At 62.1% G+C, this 1,046-nt stretch carries 1 protein-coding gene; it reads right to left on the bottom strand.

Annotated elements, in window-relative coordinates:
• Positions 1-15: 15 nt before the first annotated feature.
• Positions 16-961 (bottom strand): IS630 family transposase gene (locus tag ACWUKX_RS30950; protein ID WP_156941708.1). Its coding sequence is split into 2 segments (ribosomal slippage): positions 16-621 and positions 623-961, totalling 945 coding nucleotides; the frame shifts between segments, so codons are not numbered across the junction.
• Positions 962-1,046 lie beyond the last annotated feature (85 nt).

The raw sequence follows: 1,046 nt of genomic DNA, 5'->3' as shown, positions 1-1,046 counted from the left end.
TAGAGCCTTTCGCATTTAGGTTGACTTGTATCCGGCGTTTTCGATGTAGTTTCGGCATTCCAGTGGGGTGACGGCATTCAGGGTTGCGGCGATGGCGTTGTGGACGGCTTCGACACTTCGTCTGGCGGCGCGGCGCATGAAGTGCTTGAGCTTGGCGAACAGCTGCTCGATCGGATTGAGATCGGGGCTGTAGGGCGGCAGGAAGAACAGCCTTGCGCCGGCGGCCCTAACGATGTCGCGGACGGCAGCGCCCTTGTGGGAGCCGAGATTGTCGAGCACGACGATGTCGCCCGGCTTCAAGGCTTTGATGAGTTGCGTTTCGACGTAGAGGCGGAAGGCTTCGCCATTGATGGGCCCATTGAGGACCCAAGGCGCCTCGACGCGATCGTGCCGCAGGGCGGCGATGAAGGTCATGGTTTTCCAATGGCCATAGGGCGCGTGGGCGACAAGTCGCTTGCCGCGCTCGCTCCAGCCACGCAGCGGCGCCATATTGGTCTTGACCCAGGTCTCGTCGATGAAGACTAGGCGTGTTGGATCAATGCGGGTCTGATAGCGGGTCCACTGCGCGCGTCTGCGCGCCAGCTTCGGCCTGAGCTGCTCGGCCGGCAGAACGGTTTTTTTTGAAGCTCCTGCCCTCGCGACGCAGGAAGCGCCCGACACTCGCGGGATGGACATGCAAGCCACGCTCGGCAAGCGCGGCCGCCAGCTCATGCAGCGTCACATTCGGGTCGCGTTCGACTTCACCCAGCACGAACAACCGATGCCCGCCGCTGATCAGATACGGCCGGTGGCCGCCCATCTTGCCGGGCGCCACGCTGCCCAAACGGCGCTTGCGCGCCGCCCACTTGATCACGCTCGAAACCGCGACCTTCAACGTCGCAGCCACTTCGTAGCTCGTCTCCCCCGCCTCAAGCCGAGCCATCGCCCGCTCGCGCAGATCCATGGAATAAGGTTTCGTCATCTCCCGACCTCCAGACGGTCAGGACATCGAATCTGATTTGCGCAAACTTGGGAATCCAGATTCAGTCAAAAGGCGAAGCGCTCTA

It is taken from the genome of Mesorhizobium sp. f-mel (assembly GCF_053850215.1).
Note: the sequence above shows the minus strand (reverse complement) of the source record. Positions and strands in the feature narration are given on the sequence as shown.